21 protein-coding genes and 1 pseudogene are annotated in these 20,721 nt (G+C 55.2%); 5 read left to right on the top strand and 17 right to left on the bottom strand.

All coding sequences use genetic code 11. From position 1 onward, the window contains the following. Positions 1 to 4: 4 nt before the first annotated feature. Positions 5 to 604 (bottom strand): RNA polymerase sigma factor RpoE, encoded by a 600-nt coding sequence (gene rpoE / locus RO22_RS10975; RefSeq protein WP_009286436.1) that lies wholly within the window; start codon positions 602 to 604, stop codon positions 5 to 7. Between the two features lie 379 nt (positions 605 to 983). On the opposite strand from rpoE, the gene RO22_RS10970 reads away from it, so the two are divergent. Further along, the gene (locus RO22_RS10970; protein WP_039858206.1) at positions 984 to 2,060 is read left to right on the top strand and encodes a 3-deoxy-7-phosphoheptulonate synthase; all 1,077 of its coding nucleotides are present in this window, start codon (positions 984 to 986) and stop codon (positions 2,058 to 2,060) included. Between the two features lie 38 nt (positions 2,061 to 2,098). Here the strand turns inward: RO22_RS10970 and dinG are convergent, their stop codons facing one another. Continuing rightward, positions 2,099 to 4,228, bottom strand: a complete 2,130-nt coding sequence (gene dinG, locus RO22_RS10965; RefSeq protein ID WP_022523846.1) for an ATP-dependent DNA helicase DinG — start codon at positions 4,226 to 4,228, stop codon at positions 2,099 to 2,101. Positions 4,229 to 4,233: 5 nt separating this feature from the next. Further along, positions 4,234 to 5,508, bottom strand: coding sequence for an ATP-dependent RNA helicase RhlB (gene rhlB, locus RO22_RS10960; protein WP_022523847.1), 1,275 nt, complete (start codon positions 5,506 to 5,508; stop codon positions 4,234 to 4,236). A gap of 144 nt (positions 5,509 to 5,652) precedes the next feature. On the opposite strand from rhlB, the gene RO22_RS10955 reads away from it, so the two are divergent. Next, positions 5,653 to 5,910, top strand: a complete 258-nt coding sequence (locus RO22_RS10955; RefSeq protein ID WP_022523848.1) for a hypothetical protein — start codon at positions 5,653 to 5,655, stop codon at positions 5,908 to 5,910. Beyond that, entirely contained in the window at positions 5,910 to 6,737 is an 828-nt protein-coding gene (xthA, locus tag RO22_RS10950) for an exodeoxyribonuclease III (protein ID WP_041158331.1), read from the top strand. Before RO22_RS10955 ends, xthA begins: the two co-directional genes overlap by 1 nt. Before the next feature lie 18 nt (positions 6,738 to 6,755). Here xthA and RO22_RS10945 read toward each other — a convergent pair whose 3' ends face one another. The 6 genes from RO22_RS10945 to RO22_RS10920 are packed head-to-tail and all read right to left on the bottom strand — an operon-like array spanning position 6,756 to position 11,661. After that, complete coding sequence (locus RO22_RS10945) at positions 6,756 to 7,820, bottom strand: tetratricopeptide repeat protein (RefSeq protein ID WP_041158330.1); 1,065 nt, start codon at positions 7,818 to 7,820, stop codon at positions 6,756 to 6,758. A gap of 4 nt (positions 7,821 to 7,824) precedes the next feature. Continuing rightward, positions 7,825 to 8,595 carry a TonB family protein gene (locus RO22_RS10940; protein WP_041158329.1) on the bottom strand — a complete coding sequence of 257 codons (771 nt, stop codon included), beginning with the start codon at positions 8,593 to 8,595 and terminating at the stop codon, positions 7,825 to 7,827. After that, positions 8,592 to 8,999: an ExbD/TolR family protein gene (locus RO22_RS10935; protein ID WP_022523852.1), complete on the bottom strand. Its 408-nt coding sequence runs from the start codon at positions 8,997 to 8,999 to the stop codon at positions 8,592 to 8,594. Before RO22_RS10935 ends, RO22_RS10940 begins: the two co-directional genes overlap by 4 nt. Beyond that, a complete protein-coding gene (locus RO22_RS10930; RefSeq protein WP_039858198.1) occupies positions 8,992 to 9,534 on the bottom strand; it encodes a MotA/TolQ/ExbB proton channel family protein in 543 nt (180 codons plus the stop codon). The genes RO22_RS10935 and RO22_RS10930 overlap by 8 nt, the downstream gene beginning before the upstream one ends. A 1-nt stretch (position 9,535) precedes the next feature. Then, positions 9,536 to 10,882: a MotA/TolQ/ExbB proton channel family protein gene (locus RO22_RS10925; RefSeq protein WP_041158328.1), complete on the bottom strand. Its 1,347-nt coding sequence runs from the start codon at positions 10,880 to 10,882 to the stop codon at positions 9,536 to 9,538. After that, positions 10,879 to 11,661 carry a DUF3450 domain-containing protein gene (locus RO22_RS10920; protein ID WP_022523855.1) on the bottom strand — a complete coding sequence of 261 codons (783 nt, stop codon included), beginning with the start codon at positions 11,659 to 11,661 and terminating at the stop codon, positions 10,879 to 10,881. Before RO22_RS10920 ends, RO22_RS10925 begins: the two co-directional genes overlap by 4 nt. Positions 11,662 to 12,035: 374 nt before the next feature. On the opposite strand from RO22_RS10920, the gene RO22_RS10915 reads away from it, so the two are divergent. Together RO22_RS10915 and RO22_RS10910 are read left to right on the top strand one after the other, a co-directional pair. Beyond that, positions 12,036 to 12,233, top strand: coding sequence for an addiction module protein (locus RO22_RS10915; protein WP_052475601.1), 198 nt, complete (start codon positions 12,036 to 12,038; stop codon positions 12,231 to 12,233). 288 nt (positions 12,234 to 12,521) lie between these two features. After that, on the top strand, positions 12,522 to 13,415 hold the full coding sequence (locus RO22_RS10910; RefSeq protein ID WP_041158327.1) for a DMT family transporter: 894 nt from the start codon (positions 12,522 to 12,524) through the stop codon (positions 13,413 to 13,415). Between the two features lie 19 nt (positions 13,416 to 13,434). On the opposite strand, the gene RO22_RS10905 is transcribed toward RO22_RS10910, so the two are convergent. The 8 genes and pseudogenes from RO22_RS10905 to RO22_RS10870 form a co-directional block, all read right to left on the bottom strand. Then, positions 13,435 to 14,382, bottom strand: coding sequence for a LysR substrate-binding domain-containing protein (locus RO22_RS10905; protein ID WP_041158326.1), 948 nt, complete (start codon positions 14,380 to 14,382; stop codon positions 13,435 to 13,437). Positions 14,383 to 14,600: 218 nt separating this feature from the next. Beyond that, a complete protein-coding gene (locus RO22_RS10900) occupies positions 14,601 to 14,999 on the bottom strand; it encodes an NUDIX hydrolase (protein WP_039858189.1) in 399 nt (132 codons plus the stop codon). 63 nt (positions 15,000 to 15,062) lie between these two features. Then, positions 15,063 to 16,034, bottom strand: a complete 972-nt coding sequence (nrdF, locus tag RO22_RS10895) for a class 1b ribonucleoside-diphosphate reductase subunit beta (RefSeq protein ID WP_041158325.1) — start codon at positions 16,032 to 16,034, stop codon at positions 15,063 to 15,065. Positions 16,035 to 16,166: 132 nt separating this feature from the next. Next, positions 16,167 to 18,272, bottom strand: coding sequence for a class 1b ribonucleoside-diphosphate reductase subunit alpha (gene nrdE / locus RO22_RS10890; protein WP_206478118.1), 2,106 nt, complete (start codon positions 18,270 to 18,272; stop codon positions 16,167 to 16,169). Between the two features lie 98 nt (positions 18,273 to 18,370). Beyond that, complete coding sequence (gene nrdI / locus RO22_RS10885) at positions 18,371 to 18,805, bottom strand: class Ib ribonucleoside-diphosphate reductase assembly flavoprotein NrdI (protein ID WP_009286427.1); 435 nt, start codon at positions 18,803 to 18,805, stop codon at positions 18,371 to 18,373. Between the two features lie 9 nt (positions 18,806 to 18,814). Beyond that, positions 18,815 to 19,036 carry a glutaredoxin-like protein NrdH gene (gene nrdH, locus RO22_RS10880; RefSeq protein ID WP_008956787.1) on the bottom strand — a complete coding sequence of 74 codons (222 nt, stop codon included), beginning with the start codon at positions 19,034 to 19,036 and terminating at the stop codon, positions 18,815 to 18,817. A 263-nt stretch (positions 19,037 to 19,299) separates the two neighbouring features. Next, a complete protein-coding gene (locus RO22_RS10875; protein ID WP_022523859.1) occupies positions 19,300 to 19,911 on the bottom strand; it encodes a superoxide dismutase in 612 nt (203 codons plus the stop codon). A gap of 202 nt (positions 19,912 to 20,113) precedes the next feature. Further along, positions 20,114 to 20,721, bottom strand: a pseudogene (locus tag RO22_RS10870) (electron transfer flavoprotein subunit alpha/FixB family protein); the annotation flags it as partial.

The following is a 20,721-nucleotide window of genomic DNA, read 5'->3' as shown; positions in this document are numbered from 1 at the left end:
ACCACTACCCTTCGCGACTGTTCCGCGCGGTCGATACTAATGGGCGGATATGTTCATCAACCGCCTCGCGGGCGCGGAAAATTCGTGAACGCACGGTTCCCACAGGGCACTGCATGACCTGAGCAATATCTTCATAAGCAAGACCATCCAGTTCACGCAGGGTGATCGCCGTGCGCAGATCATCCGGCAAATTTTCGATTGCCTGATAAACCGCGGCTTCGAGCTGATCTCTGGCAATCGCCGCTTCCGGTGACTCGGAATCTGCCAGTCGACCGCTTTGATCAATAATTTCAGCGTCGACAATATCCATATCACTTCCCGGCGGGCGCCTTCCCCGCGAGACGAGATAGTTTTTCGCCGTGTTAATCGCGATGCGATACATCCAGGTGTAAAACGCACTTTCTGAGCGAAATTTACCCAAGGCGCGATACGCCTTAATAAATGCCTCCTGGGCTACATCCTGAACTTCAGAGTGATCATGAACATAACGACCAATCAGGCCGATAATTTTGTGCTGGTACTTCTTCACCAGCAGATCGAAAGCGCGCGTATCACCTTTTTGGGCACGTTCAACAAGCTGTTGGTCTGTTTCCCGAGTGCCCATTCACACGCTCCTCCAGCTCGTACGGCATGCGCCGAGCCCAATTCCTATTAGCCCTGACAAATGGGCGTTCACAGCAAGCAGCATAGCGTCCCTTGGGCATTGATTAATAATAGAGTGAATAAAAGAGCGAATACGTCGCCCGAGTAAATTGCTGCATTATTATAACGGTACTAAATTTTAACGACAGGGCTCCCAGTGTTGCGCGTTCCGCGCAACGCATCAAGCGCTTACCGCCTTTCGCAAAAACCGTGCGGCTGACACTTTTAATGCCGCTATAGTTCCGCAGCAATTGATTTTTACCTGCCCGGCGAGCGATAGTATGTGCCACTTTTATCGCCCCCTTACTTTTTCAGTCATTACGCAAAGCACAGGTAGCAAGATGCCAGAACAGCAGGTTAATAACCTTAACGTCCTCGCTCAAGACGTTCTCACCACGCCAGAAGCGCTCAAGAATGCCGTGCCGTTAACGGAGGCGGCAGAGCGCACCGTGATCGAAGGTCGCCAAACCATTCAGAACATCCTGGATGGCAATGACCCGCGACTGTTGGTAGTGGTCGGTCCATGCTCAATCCACGATGTGGAAGCCGCCCTCGACTATGCCCGCCGCCTTCGTGAGCTGGCTGACCAGGTCAGCGATAGCCTGTATATCGTGATGCGTGTCTATTTTGAAAAACCGCGCACAACGGTCGGCTGGAAAGGCCTGATCAACGACCCGCACCTCAACGACTCCTTTGAGATCGATGAGGGTCTGCATATCGCCCGTAAATTGCTGGTCGATCTGGCCGAAATGGGCTTACCGCTAGCCACAGAAGCACTGGATCCCATTTCTCCCCAATACCTGCAGGACTGCATCAGCTGGTCAGCGATTGGCGCCCGTACCACCGAGTCCCAGACCCACCGGGAAATGGCTTCCGGCCTTTCCTGCCCGGTCGGCTTTAAAAACGGTACCGACGGCAGCCTGGACGTGGCGATTAACGCGCTTCAGTCCGTGGCCAGCCCGCACAATTTCCTGGGCATTAACCAAGCGGGCCAGGTAGCCATTATTCGCACCCGCGGCAACGCCTACGGCCACGTCGTTCTACGCGGTGGCAACGGCAAGCCCAACTACGACAGTGTAAGCGTTGCCCTGGCGGAGAAAGAGCTCGAAAAAGCCAAGCTCTCACCCAACATAATGATCGACTGCTCCCACGCCAACTCCAACAAAGACGCTGCGCTACAGCCATTGGTGCTGGAGAACGTCACCAACCAGATTTTGGAAGGCAACACTTCCATTATCGGCCTGATGGTTGAATCCAACATTGGCTGGGGTAATCAAAAACTTACCCAGGACCTTAGCCAACTGCAGTATGGTGTCTCCATTACCGATGCCTGCATCGACTGGGATACCACGGTGGAGACCTTCAGCCGCATGAACGATAAACTTGCCGCCGCACTGGCCAAGCGCATCGTCAAGTAAGTCAACAACCCCGCTACGGCGGGGTTTTTCATGACGTTCTAGCGACTAATCTCACGCCGAAATGGCGGCAGTGCATCCAGCAGTGCTTGTCCGTAGCGGCGGGTAATCACCCGCTTATCCAGCAAGGTGATCGTCCCACGATCGCTCTCTTTGCGAATCAAGCGCCCACAGGCTTGCACCAGCTTAATAGACGCATCGGGCACGCTAATGCGCATAAACGCATTACCGCCCTGGCTTTCTATCCACTCCGCTAACGTAGCACCCACTGGGTCGTCGGGTACCGCAAAGGGTAACCGCGTAATCACCACGTGCGTCAAATAGTCGCCGGGAAGATCGATACCCTCAGCAAAGCTCGCCAAGCCAAAGATGATACTGCCCTCGCCCCTATCCACCGCTGCCCGATGGCGCTCGATAAGCTCTCGCTTAGGCAGCGCATCCTGAGCGAGCACGCGCTCCTTCACACTCGCGGGCAACGCTTTATCCACCGCACGCAGCTGGGCGCGGGAAGAGAACAGCACCAGCGCCGCCTCTTGGTCGGCCAACTGCGAGACAAACGTCACAATCGCCCGTTCATGGGCCTCCCTATCGCCAGGGTCAGTGGCCTCTTTAGGCACGCGCAGCACGGCATTGGCGTAATCAAAGGGGCTCGGTAGCGCCTGATAGCGGTAGCGATTCGCCAAGCCTGCACGCTCTTGCAGGCGTTCAAAGCGCCCCAGCGCGGTCAACGTTGCCGAGGTGACCACCGCCCCATGGCAACGCCCCCATAAATGCTTGGCCAGGGTATGTGCGGCTGAAACGGGGCTAGCCGAAAACTCAACTTCCGGCTCCCCCGCTACACGGCTTAGGGTAATCCAGCGAGCGCTGGGCGCCTCATTAGCAACATCCTGCTCACTGAATGCCTGCCACAAGGCATGCGCCTCTAACGCCCGCCCATGAAGCAACGCAACGAGCGGCAGCCAGGTTTCTGCCTGCTCACGATCGAGGCCGGTCTGCTTATCGGGATCAAGGCTTTCGCGCAGAATATCGCTGATACTCTCGAGGCAGCGCGACAGTGAAGCAAACATCACCAATAGCTGCTGCGCCTGTTCCCGTAGGGCATCGGGCACTTGGCCCTTCTCAAAACGCGATTGATGGGTGGCCTCTTCGTCAGCCAAACCGTTTGGCCGCTCCGCCAACTGATGCCCCATACTAAACACGTCGCCCAGTGCGGGCTCCAGGTTATGAATCAGCTCTGGCAAGCTCACCAAAAGCCGCGACACCGTTGGCTGAATAGCCAACGCCTGGTGAAGGTCGGTCAAACTGCTTCTCAGCGTTTTTAGCCAACGCAAGCAGCCGTGCACCGCAAAGCGGTGGGCAAAGTGGGAAAGCGCCTTCTCGGGCAGGTGGTGGCCTTCGTCGAAGACAAAGATGCAGTCCGCCGGGTCGGGCAGAATAGCGCCGCCGCCCAAGGCCAAGTCAGCCAGCACGAGGTCGTGGTTGGCGACAATAACGTCAGCGTTCTCAAGCTCTCGACGGGAACGAAAAAACGCGCAGGCACCGAAGTGCCCACAGCGCCTACCCGTGCACTGGCGATGGTCAACCGTCAGCCGCCGCCAGTGGGCATCCTCAATCGCCTCAGGCCAATTATCACGATCCCCTTCCCATTCGCCCTGACCGTAAGCTTGCGCCATATCACTGGCAATCACGGTGAAGTCGCTACTTTGTGTTTGCAGCGACTGCTCAAACAGCGATAGCGTCGGGTTGGGTTCAGTACCTTCGAGCGCCTGATCCAGACGTGCCACGCACACATAGCGGCCACGCCCTTTGGCTAATGCGTAGCGAAACGCAATGCCGCTATGACTGGCCAACGAGGGTAGATCCTGATTCAGCACCTGCTCCTGAAGAGCAACCGTGGCCGTGGAAATAATCAGCCGCTTGCCCCGCGCTTTCGCGATCGGTAAGGCGGCGATCAGATAGGCCAGTGTTTTGCCGGTACCAGTACCCGCTTCAAGCACACAGACATGGGTATCGCTGGTGCGCTTACCCTCGTCGTCGCTCTCTATATTACCCAGCGTCCGGGCGATTTCGGCGATCATCATGCGCTGACCGTAGCGTGGGGTCAGCTCAAGGGTGTCCACCACGCGACGGTAAGCGTCTTGAATCTCGCTTTTGAGGGCTGTATCGAGCATGCGGCTTAGAGCATACCTTCCGGCGGATGCACGCAGGGCAGCTTGTCGTTGATATAGCGTTCGATTTCCGGCAGCGAGAAGGCATCCTCTTCACCGACGAAGCTAATCGACACACCCTTAGCACCAGCGCGACCGGTACGACCGATACGGTGTACGTAGTCTTCCGGATCTTCCGGCAGGGTGTAGTTGATGACGTGACTAACGTCTTCAATATGGATCCCACGGCCTGCAACGTCAGTGGCGACCAATACCTGAATCTCGCCTTCGCGGAAGCTTTCCAGGGTTTTAATACGCTGATTCTGAGGCACATCGCCCGACAGCATCGCCGCACTGACACCGGCTTTTTTGAGCAGATCGTCAAGCTTGCGAACTAAATCGCGACGGTTACCAAAGACCATCACACGCTCAAAGCTCTCTTGCTGAAGCAAATTAACCAGCAAGCGCTGCTTGTCGTCATCAGACACCAAATACACCCGCTGATCGATGTCCGCCTGATTCTCAACGGTGACTTCGATCTCAACGTGGGCAGGATCAAGCGTCCATTGACTGGCGAGATTCAAGATGTCGTCGGTAAAGGTGGCCGAGAAGAGGAAGGTCTGGCGCTCCTCTTTTTTCGGCGTGTAGCGAATAATCCGCTTCACATCGGGGATAAAGCCCATCGACAACATGCGGTCGGCTTCATCTAACACCAAAACTTCGACTTCATTGAGGTCGATATCGCGCTTCTGATGGAAATCCAACAGACGACCAGGTGTTGCCACCAGAATATCGATCTTGCTGCCCAGGCTGTCACGCTGTTTTTGGTAGTCCATACCGCCGACCACACTCGCCACATTGAGCTGCGTGAAACGCGCTAACGCTTTAGCATCCTTTTCAATCTGTAGTGCCAGCTCGCGGGTGGGCGCAATAATCAAGGCTCGCGGAGCCCCCGGCTTTTGACCATTGGGTGTTGGCTCTTCCAGGAAGTAGGCCATCACAGAGATCAAAAAGGCTGCGGTTTTTCCGGTTCCCGTTTGCGCTTTGCCGACAATGTCGCCACCTAATAGCGTCTGGCGCAGGGCCTCCGCTTGAATAGGTGTGCAGTACTCAAACCCCTGGGCATGAATAGCGCGCATTAAGGGCAGCGGCAGATCAAAGTCATGAAAGCGCCACTTACCGGCCACGGCGGGCACCTGAAACTGACGAAGATCCCAGTTCGACTGGCGACGACGCGGTTTACGGCGGCGACGTTTTGGCTTGCGATTCTGGGCCGGGGCTGTGGTCTGTTCCGACTCGCTCATAGGCTGTCTATCTGTCCATTGCTGTGGAAGTTGGCATCACGAAGTGCGCATTGTACCAGGGCTTGGCGATAAGAGCGCGTCCTGCTGTCGAAGGAGTCCCAAGGCCTGTTAGAATAGCCGTCAAATCGACGTAAGGAGCGCGACATGACGCGTAAGAAAAAAACTCGTTCACTGGCCGATAAGGTGACAATTCGTACCGGTCGGCGGAAAGATTATAAAAAATGGCGCCACGACAATCCCGACCAAGTGGCCCCTTCGCGCCGTTTTGTAGCGAAAAAGCAGCAGCAGCGCAAACTGCAGGCGGTGAGAAAACTCGCTCGCCAGCAGAGCGGGCAGGATATTGCTATACACCCTGACAAATCGAGTAGCGACGCTAGCAAACCTAAGGGGGACGACTCGTAATGCGCTTGGTCTCGTTCAACATTAATGGCATTCGAGCACGACTTCACCAGTTACAGGCGTTGATCGACACTCAGCAGCCGGACGTAATTGGGCTGCAGGAAACCAAGGTACAGGACAGCGAGTTCCCGCTTGCCGACGTGGAAGCCATGGGCTACCACGTTTTTTATCACGGCCAAAAAGGCCATTACGGCGTCGCTTTAATGTGCCGTCAGGCGCCCGAAGAGATTTTTTACGGTTTCCCCGATGATGAGGAAGACGCTCAGCGACGCATGATCGGCGTTCGTCTGATCGCCGAGGACGGAGAAGCCGTGACGGTATGGAACGGCTATTTTCCTCAGGGCGAAAACGTTACTCACCCGACCAAGTTCCCCCATAAAGAGCGCTTTTATGGCCAGCTAGCGCGATTGCTCAACGAACAGCACCGTCCCGACGAGCGGCTGGCGATCATGGGCGACTTTAATATCTCGCCGGAAGATCAGGACATTGGCATTGGCGACGCTAACCGCAAGCGCTGGCTGCGCGAAGGCAAAACCAGCTTTCAACCCATTGAGCGCGAATGGCTCGAAGGCATTAAAGCCTGGGGACTTACCGACAGCTATCGCCTCTGCTATCCACAAAGCGATGACCGCTTTAGCTGGTTCGACTACCGCTCAAAAGGGTTTAACCAGGAGCCCAAGCGCGGCCTGCGTATCGACTATATTCTAGTCACCAAGGCGCTAGCCGATCAGGTTACTGCCGCTGGCATCGACTATGACCTGCGCGGCATGGAACGCCCCTCTGATCACGCGCCTACCTGGAGCGACTTCGCTCTCACGCTTAAGGCGTAGTTTTCTACGCAGTCTTTTCTAGCCAAAGCTGGTCAGCCATTGCTCCGCCTCATCGTCACCTAGCGACGAGGCGCGGGCAAAAGCTTGTTTCGCTTGCCCATCCTCACCCCAGGCATAAGCGAGTTGGCCATAAGCCCGCCAGTCGGGGGCAGCTTGCGTATGCAGCGCTAAGGTGTGCCAGGCATTCAGGGCCTTCTCAACGTCTTTAGCCTGCCGCCAAGCGTTGGCAAGCAAACGCAGATGGGACTCATCGCGAACTATATCGCCCTCATTCAGCGCCCGCTCTAGGTGCTCTGCCGCTCTAGCAGGGGTTCCGCCGGCGAGATGAAGTTGAATCAACAGCCAGAAATCTTCCTGCTCGGTCAACTTACCTAATTGCCACGCCGTCTCCCACAGGGCAGCGGCTACCCCTGACTGACCAGCCTGTTGAGCAAGCCCGGCGGCTTGGCGCCAATCGGCGGCGTCGCTTTGCGCATTCAAGCCATCCAGCAGCCAGCCCAATGCCTGATCGCCTTGCCCTGCATTGCGATACACAGCAAGCGCCAGAGTCTGCTGTGCTTCGCTTAACTCTGGCGTCTCATTAAGCGCCTGCTCTAGCCAGTCGGCAGCGTCTTGCCAACGCTCCTGTTGCGCCAGCAGGCGGATTAACTGCCAGGTAGTGTCAATATCCTGTTGATTGGCTAACCACTCACTGAGTAACTCAATGGCTTGATCACGCTGACCGACAGCACGGCGCAGTGAGGCCTCATCACGTAGCCAACGGGCTGCTTGGGCACTATCGACACCGTTTAAGCCACGGGCAATCGCCAGCCGATCCGCTGCCGCAGCGTGCTGATCCTGACGCGCCAAGGCACCTGCCGCCAACTGCTGATAGAGCGCACTGGCCCACTGATCCGATTGGTTGCCGGATGCCAACCGCTCAGCCTGGGCCGTTGCCCGCTCAACGACCTGAGGCAACGCGCCCTCTTTTAACTGGCTTTGCAGCGCATTGAGGTCAGCAATCACATCACCTTGTAGCGCAGGGCTGGCCTGTGATGAGAGAGGCCAAACGCTGAGTAATAGAATGCATAAAAGACGCTTCATACGGCTACCTCAACTCAAACTCGATCCGCTGGGTGGCATTGCGTAACCGATCACTGGGTTCAAATTGCCACTTGGCAATTGCCTCCCGCGCGGCATCATCAAACACCCGACGCGGCTGCGCGCTGGTAACCCGTATAGAAGAGCTGTCGACACTGCCATTACGCCGAATCGTAAAAGCCACCTCTACAAAGCCTTCCATACCTCGGCGCTGGGCACGGGGTGGGTAATTTGGACCAACTTGGTTCGTCGGTGTCACTTGGCCCACATTCACCGGCTCATTAGAGGGCGCTGGTTGAGCTTCCGGGGCAGCTTCGCGCACGGCGGGTGCAGAATCCACTGATGCAGGGGCTGCTCTAGGAGCTGCCTCAACAGGTTGCTGTTGCGGGGTCGGCTCTGGTCTCGGCTCAGAAGTAGGTTCGGGCCGGGGTTCCGGTTTAACTTCCGTTAGCTCCGGGAGTTCGCTGTCCATTTCAACCGGCTCGACGGGCTCATCTGGCAGCTCCACTTCAGGCAGACTAATAGTGCTTTCCGTTACCGGGGGCGGCTCGGGTGCAGGCATGGGCGGCGGCGTTTGCTGGGGTGCCGCTTCAACAGGCTGAGGCGTGGGCGCCTCCTGCTCAGGGGCCACCTCCGGCGCTTCAATCATGGTCATCGCCATGCTCATGGTCAGCTCTTCGGGCTCCCGCTCAGGGGGAGCCACTAGCTGGGCAAGTAGCCAGAACAAGCCCACCGCCAGCACGACGCCTCCCAATAATGACAGCAGGTGGCGCATCATGACCCACTCCGACTCGCCGCCACCGCCACTTGGTCAACGCCCGCCTCACGTAGGCGATCCATCACCTCGATCAGCAAGCCCGTGGTGGATTCGCGATCCGCCTGAATAACCACCGAGCCATCATCACTTAGCATATCGGCTACCTGCTGGCCGACCCGATGGGCATCCACGGGACTGCCATCTACCCACACTGCACCCTCGGGGGAAATCGCCACGAGCACCTGGGCATCCGGGCGCGGGGTGGCGGCGCTGGATTCCGGCCGCTCAATCTCGACACCGCTCTCTTTGACAAAGCTGGTAGTCACAATAAAGAAAATCAGCATGATAAATACCACGTCAAGCATCGGGGTAAGATTCACCTCGTTGCTCTCAGCAGTCGCATCTATGGAACGACGTCTACGCATCACTCTCCTCCAGTGCCCGCGCCAGGCGATCATGCAGCCGCTGGTCTTCGCGACGGATGACGTGCTCTAAACGACTAATAAATAACAGCCCTACTACGGCAATGGCCATGCCGGTCAAGGTCGGCAGTGTCGCCCGGGCAACCCCATCTGCCATAGCGCGGGCTTGATGGGTCTCGCTCAGCGAAAGGCTATCGAACACGCTAATCATGCCCGTCACGGTGCCTAACAAGCCTAGTAACGGACATAGCGCGACTAACAGTTTTAACCATGGCAAGGGTTTGCGCAGCCTGGCGACCAGCGCCTCGGCCCACACCTGACGCAGTGTCCGGGCACTCCAACTGGAGTGGTCACTACGTGCCGCCCAGCGGCGTAACAGTTGACGGCGTGCTATACGCCAAGTAATCCGGTAGTACCACCAGCGCTCCATAGCCATGGCAAACACCAGTATGGCCACGACGGCCAAAACCACCAGTACCGCGCCACCCGCCTCTACTAAGCGCTCAACGGGTTCGAGCCAGAGAGGAAGAGTGGACATGTTAATTCACCACGGGCGTGTGAGATTCCAGATGATCTGCCAGTGTCGCGCTCGCCTGCCCTTCAATCACGTGGGTCAAGTAACGGCTGCGGCCTGCCAAAGCGGTCTGTACAAACAACAGCGGTACGGCGGTAATTAGACCTAGTACGGTGGTCACTAGTGCCTGACTGATGCCGCCCGCCATAAGTTGCGGGTCGCCGGTGCCAAACACGGTAATCGCCTGGAAAGTCACGATCATGCCGGTTACCGTGCCCAGCAGGCCGAGCAACGGTGCTATCGCGGCAAGCAGCTTCACCATCGGCTGGCTGCGTTCCAACCTGGGCAACTCGGCCAACACCGCTTCATCCAACCGCGCTTCCAGCGCCTCCGGAGTTTGATGTTTATCCATGCCTTCAAAGCGCAGTAGCACCCGCCCCAACGGGTTATTGTCCCGCAACTGATCGAGGGATTGCCGCTGACGCTTTACGCGCAGGCTAACCAGCACTAGATAGAGATACTGCCCCAGACCGATGATCATACCCAGAATACCCAGCGCCACGACAACGTAGCCGACATAGCCGCCCTGCTGGAAACGCTCCCATAGACTGGGTTGCTGGGCCAAGGCCTCCAGCACGCTGCCCTGGGTAGGATCAATGGCAAAGACGCTGCTCTCGCCTGGGTAGTAATCCGCCAGTACCCCGCCAATGGCATCGGGGGTACGCGGCAGAACCACTAGGTTGCCGTCATTTTCACCGCGCTCTAAAAGCTCGTTCTCGGTAAAGGCCGCAAAATCGCCCAACCGCACCAACTCGCGGGCGGCCACCTCGCCGTTAGCATCGGCTACTGGCATTGAAAGCCGTTCGGCACGGCCGGTGCGCGCGGTTAGCGTTGCCAAGCGATCCACCACGTTTTCCAACTGATGGCGCTCAAGCACTTCCACTTCATCCAACCGCGGCGGCAGCGAGCCCTCCTCAAGGGTTAGCAGACTCTGTTCGCCAAGCGTGTTGCGAATCTCTGAGCTATGTCGGGCAAGATTGGCCAGCAGACTCGAGAGCGCTTCGCCCTGCTCTGCCTGGCGCTCGCTCAGCTCGCTGGCTTGATCTGTTTGCTCTGCCTGCTGCACCTGTAGTGCTTCATGCTGCTGCTGGACATCTTCGTGCTCTGCGCGCGCCTGCTCCAGCGCGGACTCTAGCGCCTGCTGGTCATCCAGAAAGCTCATTAGCCGCTGCTGGTCTCGCGCTTCAGCAGCCTCACGGGCTTCACGCAGAGAAGTAGCGCTTTCGGTTTGCGCCATTGATATACCACTTACCGCTACCAGTCCCAATACAACACAGACATAGCCAAGTTGACGGAGTGTTAGTCGACTCATGGTTGCTCTCCCTGCAGGTCATTGGCACTGATCGAGAGCGGCAAGGTTAATAGATCAGGGGCGCGCTGATCTTCCGCCATACGCAGCCCACTGCGCACTTCACGCAGGTACTCGTCATCCAGCGGCTGCCATGCGCCGTTCTCAGCACTCCAAACACCCCCCTCACGGCCATCGGGGGTTAGGTAATAAAAGCCGATACGCCCGATGCGCAAGAAATCCACTTCGCGTTCGCGACCATCCTGACTTAAACGCCCCCGCCAGCTGTCCATCTCCTGACCATAATCGAGCTCAACACGCCAGGCCTCTAACAGTCCATTAATACGCTCGATAGTGTTTTGACCTTGCTCGTCTGGCTGACGCTCAACCCGCGCCAACCGCTCTTCACGTAGAAACGGCAGGTCACGCTCAATCCAGCCGCTCAGTTGCTCGGCCATATTCTGTTCGATCACGGGCAGCGCTGCGCGGGTCTCTTCCAGCGTATCCAGCGCCGTCGCCAAACGCTGCTGACGCTCGGCCTCTTCCGCCAAGCGCCCGGACAGAGAGGCGTTATCAGCCTTCAACTGGCGGGTTTCGCGCTCCAAACGGCGCAACTCCTCCAACTGCTCCCGGGTCTGTTCATCGGCAGCATCAATCTGCTCCTGAAGCGCTGCCTGGGTTTGCTGGGCTTCGACACTTTCGGCCGCTTGAGCCACTGCTTGTTCACTTGCCATCAGCGTTCCACTGGCCAGCACTCCCGCTAGCCACCATCCACGCAAGGCAAAGAAAGGCCTGTTCAGCACGTCGACTCTCCGTCACTGAGTAGCGGGCGGCGAGCACCGCCCAACTAGAAACTAATTAGGTATTAGAACGATTTGCGTTTATCTTTTACGGGTCATAGCCTACCACTAATAGAATAAATGACAATATTTATCATTAACAATCAGTCGATTTCGTTGCCGCTGTAAGCACTCTCCTCCATCATGACCGGCGTCCTACTGACCACCTTGCGAGGGTCTCTGAATGGGGATAGCACCATTAGATAGTTACTCGGAAATGCCCTATGACTGCCGAAACACTAGGGTCTGTTGACGTTTCACTCACGGCCGCGCTGGTGCCCGTTTTTATTCACGGCAAGGCAGAACGTTAACAGACCCTAAATCAGCTACGCCCCCAGATTTCGACACTTTCAGGATCGGAGCGAGCAGCGCTGGCTCATGAGCTTATTATGAGCCTGAACGACCCACGCGATAATTCCGTTGAACAAGCCTGGAACGAAGAAATCAGTCAGCGCGCCTTCAAAGCCAGAAGCGGCAATGCCACCTTACTGATCCGTGAGGAGTTCCGAAAGCAGATGCGCGAGAGGCTAGGTTAGTAACAGTGCGGGCAGTGAGAATACTGGAAGAAGCATCACAGGAAGCGATAGAAGCCGCAGCGTGGTCATCACGTTATTACCACCTAGATGAATAGTCGTATCACGACGTCGTACATTAATATCGGCGCGCCCTCGCTCGCAGTAGGTCACTTAGCGGTCGATGATCCGCCTCTGCCGCTCCTCATCCATTACGTTTCGTAAAGTATCCCTGGCCAAATCTTCATTATTCATAATCATTGGATCTCACTAGCCTTTCCTTGGTAACAAACCCACTAAGGAGAGATTCCAATGACATCAAATACAACCACAATCCCTCGTTTTCGCCCAGGCGTGACCGCCCTAGGGCTGCCTTTGCTTTTCATCGTTATGTGGAGCTCTGGCTACGTGGCTGGCAAAGCAGCCCTGCCCTTTGTCGGCCCGTACACCATGATCTTTCTGCGCTTCGCTAGTGCCGCCCTGGTTCTACTTATGGTCGCCGTTGCAACACGCGCACCGTGGCCAAAAACGTGGAAGGAGGTTGGCCACATTGCGGTTGTCGGGCTGCTGATTCAAGCAATGCAATTTTCGGGGCTCTATACCGGCATCAATCTCGGTGTGAGCGCGGGAGTTTCGGCACTCATTGTCGGCACAATGCCCATCTTCGTTGCACTTGGCGCCAGTGTTTTTCTTTCTGAACGCATCAAGCAACATCAATGGGTGGGCCTTCTGATTGGTCTAGCAGGTGTTGTGTTGGTCGTCTCGGAAAAGTTCTCTTTTGGGGAGGCAACGGTCGGGGGCTATATCGCGATTCTCTTCGCCCTACTTGGTATCACGTTGGGCACGCTTTACCAGAAGAAATTTTGTACAAGCATGGATCTACGTACGGGTGGATTCATTCAACTGAGTGTCGCAGCAACCTTTGCGTTTGTTGCAGCTCATACACTTGAAGATATGTACTTCCAAGTCACGCCTACTTTCTTATTCGCGACAAGCTGGATGAGTCTGGTGAACTCAATTGGAGCCATCAGCGTGCTTTACGTCATGATTCGTCGCGGCGAGGCAAGCAAAGTGGCCAGCCTCTTCTACCTAATACCCGGCATGACCGCCCTTATGGCCTTTGTGATTCTTGGCGAAACACTTCACCCGTTAGCCATGATTGGCTTTGCAGTCACCGCTTGCGGGGTTTATCTGAATAACCGCTAGCCGTTTCGCCTTGCCCCAATCACATAGCGCATGGCACTTGGAGAGACGCAACTCCTGCTCTCTGTTGTTCAGAAGAGTCCCAGCAGCGACGAATAAGCTGAATCAGCCACTCTACTTGGTGGGACTCGACGTTGGCAGCGATTTTAATGCTGATTCGAACATCCGGCAGCAAAGGGAGTTGTTGCTCATTTATCGGGGAGGCGAGCCCATACAGTGACGGGATAAAAGGGAGAGCGCTCACACCCAGGCCCGCTTTGACCGCTGCTAGTAAATCGCCTAAATCACGCGCCTCATAAGCTATGCGCCATTGCAGCTGACTGTGCTTGAGCCTGTTGATTTGCAGGTCTCGTAGTATGCACGGGGGAGAAAAAGCAACAAGTGGAATCTCATTACAGGATGCTAATAAAGAGTGTTGGGCTCCTACCCAGGAAAGGCGCCGGTCTGCCACATGTATGCTTTCTAGCACACTCGGACGCGATGTTTCGGGAATGTCGACAGCGATGACCATATCAAGCTGTCCATCATTGAGCTTATGTTGCAGTACCGTTGAGCGCCCTAGCTGAGGAATAATGCGAATTCCCTTTTGCTCAAGAGGCAAGGAGGCCAGCATGATCGGCAGGTAGTCTTGAGCAAAGTATTCCGACACTCCCAAGCGAATCTCTTTTGCAACTCCACGATACTGCCCGAGCTTATCGAAAGCTTCGTCGTTGAGGGCAAGAATTTGCCGCGCGTACCATAGAAAGAGTTCACCTGACTCTGTAAGGCGCCTTCGCCGCCCATGGGTCGCGAACAAAGTATTACCAAGCTGTTCCTCAAGACGACGCACATGGTGAGAAACAGCCGATTGAGTTAGATGCAAGACCTGCGCCGCTTCGGAAAACCCACCGCAATCGCTTATGGATACCAGCGTACGCAATAGTGTTGTATCTAAGTTGGCCTTACGTGCAGTCTTTATTATGTCTGCCATGCCCCCACTCTCCACAAATGCATGTTCTTTTATACGCTTGCGGGAGAATTAAACGCAACCAGACAATTGGTTTTCCAGAAGAGATCGCCAAGCGGTGCTAATGGAATCGAAGCATTACTCAATACGTTTAAAGTTATCGGACATCAATGACGCTTAGCGCATACCTAGCCTGGATTATGGCCAGCCTTAAACGCTGTTGCCTTACTGAGAAATCAACACTAATTTACCACTACGTACTCTTTCGTCAGCGGCGCTAGAGGAAGCAGCCAAGCCTCTTCACGGGTCACCCATCTTGCCTCGGCAATTTCAGCTGCCGCCTCGACAGGCTCATCAATAACAAGGCTAAACAGGTGCGCTTCGAGCATCATGCCCGGCTCATTGGCAGCGGGAGCGGAGTGTATGCCTAACGGCGAAAGCTGATCGCTATTCACGTTCAAGCCTAACTCCTCTTTCAGCTCACGGCACAGTGCCTCTAGCTCGGTTTCACCCGCATCGATCTTGCCGCCGGGCTGCATAAAGAAGGACGTATTGTGCTTACGCACGAGTAGCAAACGACCATCTGGATCGCTCACCATTGCTGCGGCAATTTTCAATACGTTAGCGGGGTTGTCTGGCATACCTCCTCCTTTATGCGCCTTTATCTATACCACCAGCTTATCTACTACCCACTCATACGGCCATTAAAACGCCCAGTCGTCGTCTTCGGTGGCGACGGCTTTGCCGATCACGTAGGAGGAGCCGGAGCCGGAGAAGAAATCGTGGTTCTCGTCGGCGTTGGGTGACAGCGCCGCCATGATGGTTGGATCTACATCGGTGACGCTGCTGGGGAATAGGGGCTCAAAGCCAAGATTCATCAGCGCTTTATTGGCGTTGTAGTGAAGGAATTTTTTCACATCTTCGCTTAGACCTACCTCGTCATACAGTGACTCGGTGTAGCGCACTTCGTTGTCGTAGAGCTCCAGCAGCAGCTCGTAGGCGTAATCTTTGACTTCCTGCTGACGCGCTGGCGTCGCTTCCGCCATTGCCTGCTGGAATTTATAGCCGATGTAGTAGCCGTGTACCGCTTCGTCGCGAATGATTAGACGAATAAGGTCGGCGGTGTTGGTCAACTTGGCATGGCTTGACCAGTACATCGGCAGGTAGAAGCCGGAGTAGAACAGAAATGACTCCAGGAACACGCTGGCGACTTTGCGCATCAGCGGATCATCCGAGCGGTAGCGCTCTAAAATCAGCTCAGATTTCGCCTGCAGCGTGGGATTCTCTTCACTCCAGCGAAAGGCATCGTCCACATCACGAGTGGTGCAGAGCGTCGAGAAAATCGAGCTGTAGGAGCGCGCATGCACTGATTCCATAAAGGCGATGTTGGTGTAAACCGCCTCTTCATGGGGAGTGCGAGCATCTTCCATTAATACCGGCGCACCCACGCTGCCTTGGATGGTGTCCAGCAGTGTCAGGCCCGTGAAAACGCGGATCGTCAGCTGCTTTTCTTTCTCGGTCAGCGTATTCCACGACTGAATATCGTTCGACAGTGGCACCTTCTCGGGCAGCCAAAAATTACTGGTCAAGCGGTTCCACACTTCCAGGTCTTTATCGTCTTGAAGCCGGTTCCAGTTAATCGCATCAACCCGCGATAAACGTTGCATGGTATTCATATCACTCTCTCGAAGCCCGGCTGTGACAGCCGGGCTAGCAAAGCTTATTTATAAAAATTGGTTATAAAAAGCTTGTTTTAAAAACGAATGCTCAATAACAGATACAAGGCGTATCGACAGAAATCAGTACCATTACAGCGTGCAGGAAACGCAGCCTTCTACCTCGGTACCTTCTAACGCACTCTGGCGCAGGCGAATGTAGTAAAGCGTTTTGATGCCTTTGCGCCAGGCGTAAATCTGCGCCTTATTGATATCGCGCGTGCTTGCGGTGTCCGGGAAGAACAGCGTTAGCGATAAGCCCTGATCGACGTGCTGCGAGGCTTCCGCGTAGGTATCGATGATCTTTTCCGGGCCGATTTCGTAGGCGTCCTGGAAGTAGTCAAAATTAGCTTCATCCAGGAAAGGCGCCGGGTAATAAACGCGTCCCAACTTGCCCTCTTTACGAATCTCGATTCTCGCCGCCACCGGGTGAATACTGGAGGTGGAGTTATTGATATAGGAGATCGACCCCGTGGGCGGTACTGCCTGCAGGTTACGGTTATACAAACCGTGGGCCATGACCGAGGCTTTCAGCTCCTGCCAATCGTCCTGGGTCGGCAGCGCGATACCGCTGCGCTCAAATAGCCCACGTACTTTATCGGTGCGCGGCAGCCACGCCTGGTCGGTGTACTTATCGAAGAAAGTACCCGAGGCGTAGGTAGAGTCTGCAAAGCCCGCAAACGACTCTTTGTGCTCAATCGCCAAACGGTTCGACGCACGAATCGCATGGAAGGCAACGCAGTAGAAGTAGAGGTTGGTAAAATCCAAACCTTCGTCAGAGCCGTAGTAAATGTGCTCCCGCGCCAGATAGCCGTGCAGGTTCATCTGGCCCAAGCCAATCGCCCGCGACTTGGCATTACCTTCGGCAATAGAGGGCACGCTGCGCAGGTTACTCATCTCTGATACGGCGGTGAGGCCACGAATGGCGATTTCCACACTGGTACCGATATCGCCTGCGTCCATCACCTTGGCAATGTTCATGGAGCCCAGGTTACAGGAGATGTCCTGACCGATTTGGCGATAACCCAGGTCATCGTCATACTCGGTAGGCGTATTGACCTGAAGAATTTCCGAGCAAAGGTTGCTCATGTTGATACGGCCAGCAATCGGGTTGGCGCGATTAACCGTGTCTTCGAACATGATGTACGGGTAGCCCGACTCGAACTGCAGCTCGGCTAGAGTTTGGAAGAAGGCCCGTGCATTGATCTTATGCTTACGAATGCGCGCATCCGCAACCATCTCTTGGTACTTCTCGGTAACGCTGATGTCGCCAAAGGGCACGCCGTAAACACGCTCTACATCGTAGGGCGAGAACAGGTACATGTCGTCGTTGCGCTTGGCAAGTTCAAAGGTAATATCCGGAATCGTCACGCCCAGGGAGAGCGTTTTGATACGAATTTTCTCGTCGGCATTTTCCCGCTTGGTATCCAAAAAGCGCAGGATATCCGGGTGGTGAGCGTTAAGATACACCGCCCCTGCCCCCTGACGAGCCCCCAGCTGGTTAGCATAGGAGAAGGCGTCTTCCAGCAGTTTCATAATCGGGATGATGCCCGATGACTGGTTTTCAATACGCTTGATGGGCGCACCCGACTCACGAATATTACTGAGCAGAAACGCCACGCCGCCGCCGCGTTTGGAGAGCTGGAGGGCCGAGTTAATCGAACGGCCAATCGACTCCATATTGTCTTCGATACGCAGTAGGAAGCATGACACCAGCTCGCCGCGCTGCTGCTTGCCACAGTTCAAAAAGGTGGGGGTCGCCGGCTGAAAGCGGCCGCTAATGATTTCATCCACCAGCGACTTCGCCAGCGTTTCGTCGCCCCGCGCCAGGGTTAGCGCGACCATGCAGACGCGGTCTTCGTAACGCTCTAGATAGCGCTTGCCGTCGAACGTCTTCAGCGTGTAGCTGGTGTAGTACTTAAAGGCGCCCAAAAAGCTAGGGAAGCGAAACTTATATGCATAGGCCTGCTCGAACAGCGCCTTGATAAAGGCGAAGCTGTACTGGGCCAGCATCTCGGCTTCGTAATACTGCTCTTCGACCAGGTAATCGAGTTTCTCCTCTAACGAGTGGAAAAACACCGTGTTCTGGTTAACGTGCTGCAAAAAGTACTGGCGTGCCGCTTCGCGATCTTTATCCAGCTGCAGCTCGCCATTGGCACCGTACAGGTTGAGCATGGCGTTAAGAGCGTGATAGTCCAGCGTGCGAGCTTCTGTCTTCGCCGCTGGCCGCTTGGCCTCACCGTTTTTAGTGGATACGTCGTTCGAGACTGAGTCTTTCGGCGCTGAGTCTTTCAGGGCTAGGTTTGTCGTTTCCAAAACTCTTCTACTCCTTGACGGACATTGGCCACGTCATCGTCGGTGCCAAATAATTCGAATCGATACAGCAGCGGCACTTGGCATTTTTTCGCAATAATGCGGCCAGCAAGGCCATACGCTTCGCCAAAATTTGTATTTCCCGCTGCAATCACCCCCCGCAGGAGGCTTCGATTATGTGTGTCGTTAAGAAAATGGATCACCTGCTTGGGCACCGCACCCTGCTCGCTTCCCCCACCATAAGTGGGGGTAATTAAAATATACGGCTGGGTGACTCGTGGAACAGGCTCATCTCGATTCAACGGCAGTCGCTTTGCGGCAAAACCAAGTTTTTCTACAAATCGATGGGTATTGCCTGATTTTGTAGAGAAGTAAACCAAACTGCCGGCGATAGGTGAAGGTGAGCAACTTGCCAGCATTGGGATGACTTAAGCCAGCGCTTGAATGCGGTCTGGGCGGAAACCCGACCAGTGATCCTCGCCGACGACTACGACAGGAAGCTGGCGATAGCCGAGAGCTTCGACTTCTTCTTGGGCACCGGATTCGGCGGTAATATCGATAACAGTGTAATCAAGCCCCTGCTTGTCGAGCGCGCGGTAAGTCGCGGTGCATTGAACACAAGCGGGCTTGCTATAAATTTGGATTTCCATGGCTATTTTCCTTTTCATAGCGGCATTTTTCGGGTAGGGCACATCTAGTGCCTGCCCTCTCTAAAAGATACGACGCATACTATATATAGACCAATGAAAAATCAATTCAAGCATATGTGGTATTTTTCATCCACAGGATATTGACAGCTAATGCCCAACCCTGCCCCTAAAACACTGTCCCAGGCAATAAAAAACCGCCCACTAAAAAGTGGACGGTTTTTAACAGCGCCGTGAACCGGCGCAGTTAGCGGCTCATAGCAATATTAGCTAATCGCAGCTTGATAACGACGCTCAACGTCTTCCCAGTTAACTACGTTAAAGAACGCAGCAATGTAGTCAGGACGCTTGTTTTGATACTTCAGGTAGTAGGCATGCTCCCAAACATCCAGACCGAGCAGCGGCGTGTTGCCGTGCATCAACGGGCTGTCTTGGTTCAGAGTATTCTCTACCACCAATTTCTTTTCAGGAGTAATGGAGAGCCAAGCCCAACCACTGCCGAAACGGCCAAGGGCGGCTTTTTTGAATTCTTCTTTAAAGGCTTCCAGGCCACCCAGCTCAGCGTCAATCGCTTTTGCGACATCACCCTGGGGATTACCACCACCGTTAGGCGACATCATTTGCCAAAACATGGAGTGGTTGGCATGACCGCCACCGTTATTGATAACGGCTTGACGCTTGGCTTCTGGAACGCGATCCAGATTAGCGACCAGCTCTTCGACAGGTACATCTTCAAGACCTGTGCCTTCCAGCGTGGCGTTCAGGTTGTTGATGTAGGTTTGATGGTGACGAGAATGGTGAATTTCCATCGTCATCGCATCGATGTTTGGTTCGAGAGCGTCATATGCGTACGGCAATTCGGGTAGTGTATGTGCCATATCATCATCTCCTTGAGTGGCTTTCGTTGCTTTCACTTATCTATGTGCGGTCAGCCCGCAGCTTTTTCAACCACCGGGGTGGTTTTTCTTACCTTTTGCCCCAGTACTTTAGTCAACTATTGCCAGTTTACCTAATACACCCGCCAAAAAAAAAGCCGACTTCTGGCGAAGTCGGCCCACCGCTATTGAATCACGGTATTGCTTACAGCTTGCTCTCAAGCTCGGGCAGGATCTCAAACAGATCCCCCACCAGGCCGTAATCCGCCACCTGGAAAATCGGTGCTTCGTCGTCTTTATTGATCGCGGATATACAGATCTGGGGCAACGATCTTGCCGGTCTGGCCAACCTGCATATCGTTGGGCACAAAGCCTGCGTCTACCGCGGCCCGGGAAGCACCAATGGCAGCCCCCAGCTTGTCGGCAATGCCGTCGAGCAGCTTGAAGTTTTCGCCGTTGCCCATACCGCGGCCACCGGAGATCACCACCTTGGCTCCGCCCAATTCGGGACGATCTGACTGCGCAAGTTCTTCTTTCACAAAGCTGGACTGGTTGTTATCCACCATTACGTCGACGGCTTCCACCGTCGCGCTGCCGCTGGTGCCGACCGCATCAAAGCCGGTGGAACGCACGGTGATGACCTTGAGCACATCGTCGCTTTTCACCGTCGCAATGGCGTTACCGGCGTAGATAGGACGCTTGAAGGTATCGGCACTGTCCACGGCGATAACGTCCGACAGCTGGCTGACGTCTTTTAGCGCGGCTAAACGCGGCAGCACGTTTTTGCCGGTGGTGGAGGCGCTGGCCAGTACG

It is taken from the genome of Halomonas sp. KHS3 (assembly GCF_000830495.1).
Classification (GTDB): Bacteria; Pseudomonadota; Gammaproteobacteria; order Pseudomonadales; family Halomonadaceae; genus Vreelandella; species Vreelandella titanicae.
Note: the sequence above shows the minus strand (reverse complement) of the source record. Positions and strands in the feature narration are given on the sequence as shown.

Excerpts from the sequence above, each read along its gene's own strand:
- RO22_RS10910 (WP_041158327.1), top strand. The coding sequence starts at position 12,522 with ATGACATCAAATACAACCACAATCCCTCGTTTTCGCCCAGGCGTGACC.
- RO22_RS10875 (WP_022523859.1), bottom strand. The coding sequence starts at position 19,911 with ATGGCACATACACTACCCGAATTGCCGTACGCATATGACGCTCTCGAA.
- RO22_RS10970 (WP_039858206.1), top strand. The coding sequence starts at position 984 with ATGCCAGAACAGCAGGTTAATAACCTTAACGTCCTCGCTCAAGACGTT.
- nrdF (WP_041158325.1), bottom strand. The coding sequence starts at position 16,034 with ATGAATACCATGCAACGTTTATCGCGGGTTGATGCGATTAACTGGAAC.
- dinG (WP_022523846.1), bottom strand. The coding sequence starts at position 4,228 with ATGCTCGATACAGCCCTCAAAAGCGAGATTCAAGACGCTTACCGTCGC.
- RO22_RS10900 (WP_039858189.1), bottom strand. The coding sequence starts at position 14,999 with ATGCCAGACAACCCCGCTAACGTATTGAAAATTGCCGCAGCAATGGTG.
- xthA (WP_041158331.1), top strand. The coding sequence starts at position 5,910 with ATGCGCTTGGTCTCGTTCAACATTAATGGCATTCGAGCACGACTTCAC.
- RO22_RS10935 (WP_022523852.1), bottom strand. The coding sequence starts at position 8,999 with ATGCGTAGACGTCGTTCCATAGATGCGACTGCTGAGAGCAACGAGGTG.
- RO22_RS10945 (WP_041158330.1), bottom strand. The coding sequence starts at position 7,820 with ATGAAGCGTCTTTTATGCATTCTATTACTCAGCGTTTGGCCTCTCTCA.
- rhlB (WP_022523847.1), bottom strand. The coding sequence starts at position 5,508 with ATGAGCGAGTCGGAACAGACCACAGCCCCGGCCCAGAATCGCAAGCCA.
- RO22_RS10925 (WP_041158328.1), bottom strand. The coding sequence starts at position 10,882 with ATGAGTCGACTAACACTCCGTCAACTTGGCTATGTCTGTGTTGTATTG.
- nrdH (WP_008956787.1), bottom strand. The coding sequence starts at position 19,036 with ATGGAAATCCAAATTTATAGCAAGCCCGCTTGTGTTCAATGCACCGCG.
- RO22_RS10940 (WP_041158329.1), bottom strand. The coding sequence starts at position 8,595 with ATGATGCGCCACCTGCTGTCATTATTGGGAGGCGTCGTGCTGGCGGTG.
- RO22_RS10930 (WP_039858198.1), bottom strand. The coding sequence starts at position 9,534 with ATGTCCACTCTTCCTCTCTGGCTCGAACCCGTTGAGCGCTTAGTAGAG.
- RO22_RS10955 (WP_022523848.1), top strand. The coding sequence starts at position 5,653 with ATGACGCGTAAGAAAAAAACTCGTTCACTGGCCGATAAGGTGACAATT.
- RO22_RS10905 (WP_041158326.1), bottom strand. The coding sequence starts at position 14,382 with ATGGCAGACATAATAAAGACTGCACGTAAGGCCAACTTAGATACAACA.
- nrdI (WP_009286427.1), bottom strand. The coding sequence starts at position 18,805 with ATGCTGGCAAGTTGCTCACCTTCACCTATCGCCGGCAGTTTGGTTTAC.
- rpoE (WP_009286436.1), bottom strand. The coding sequence starts at position 604 with ATGGGCACTCGGGAAACAGACCAACAGCTTGTTGAACGTGCCCAAAAA.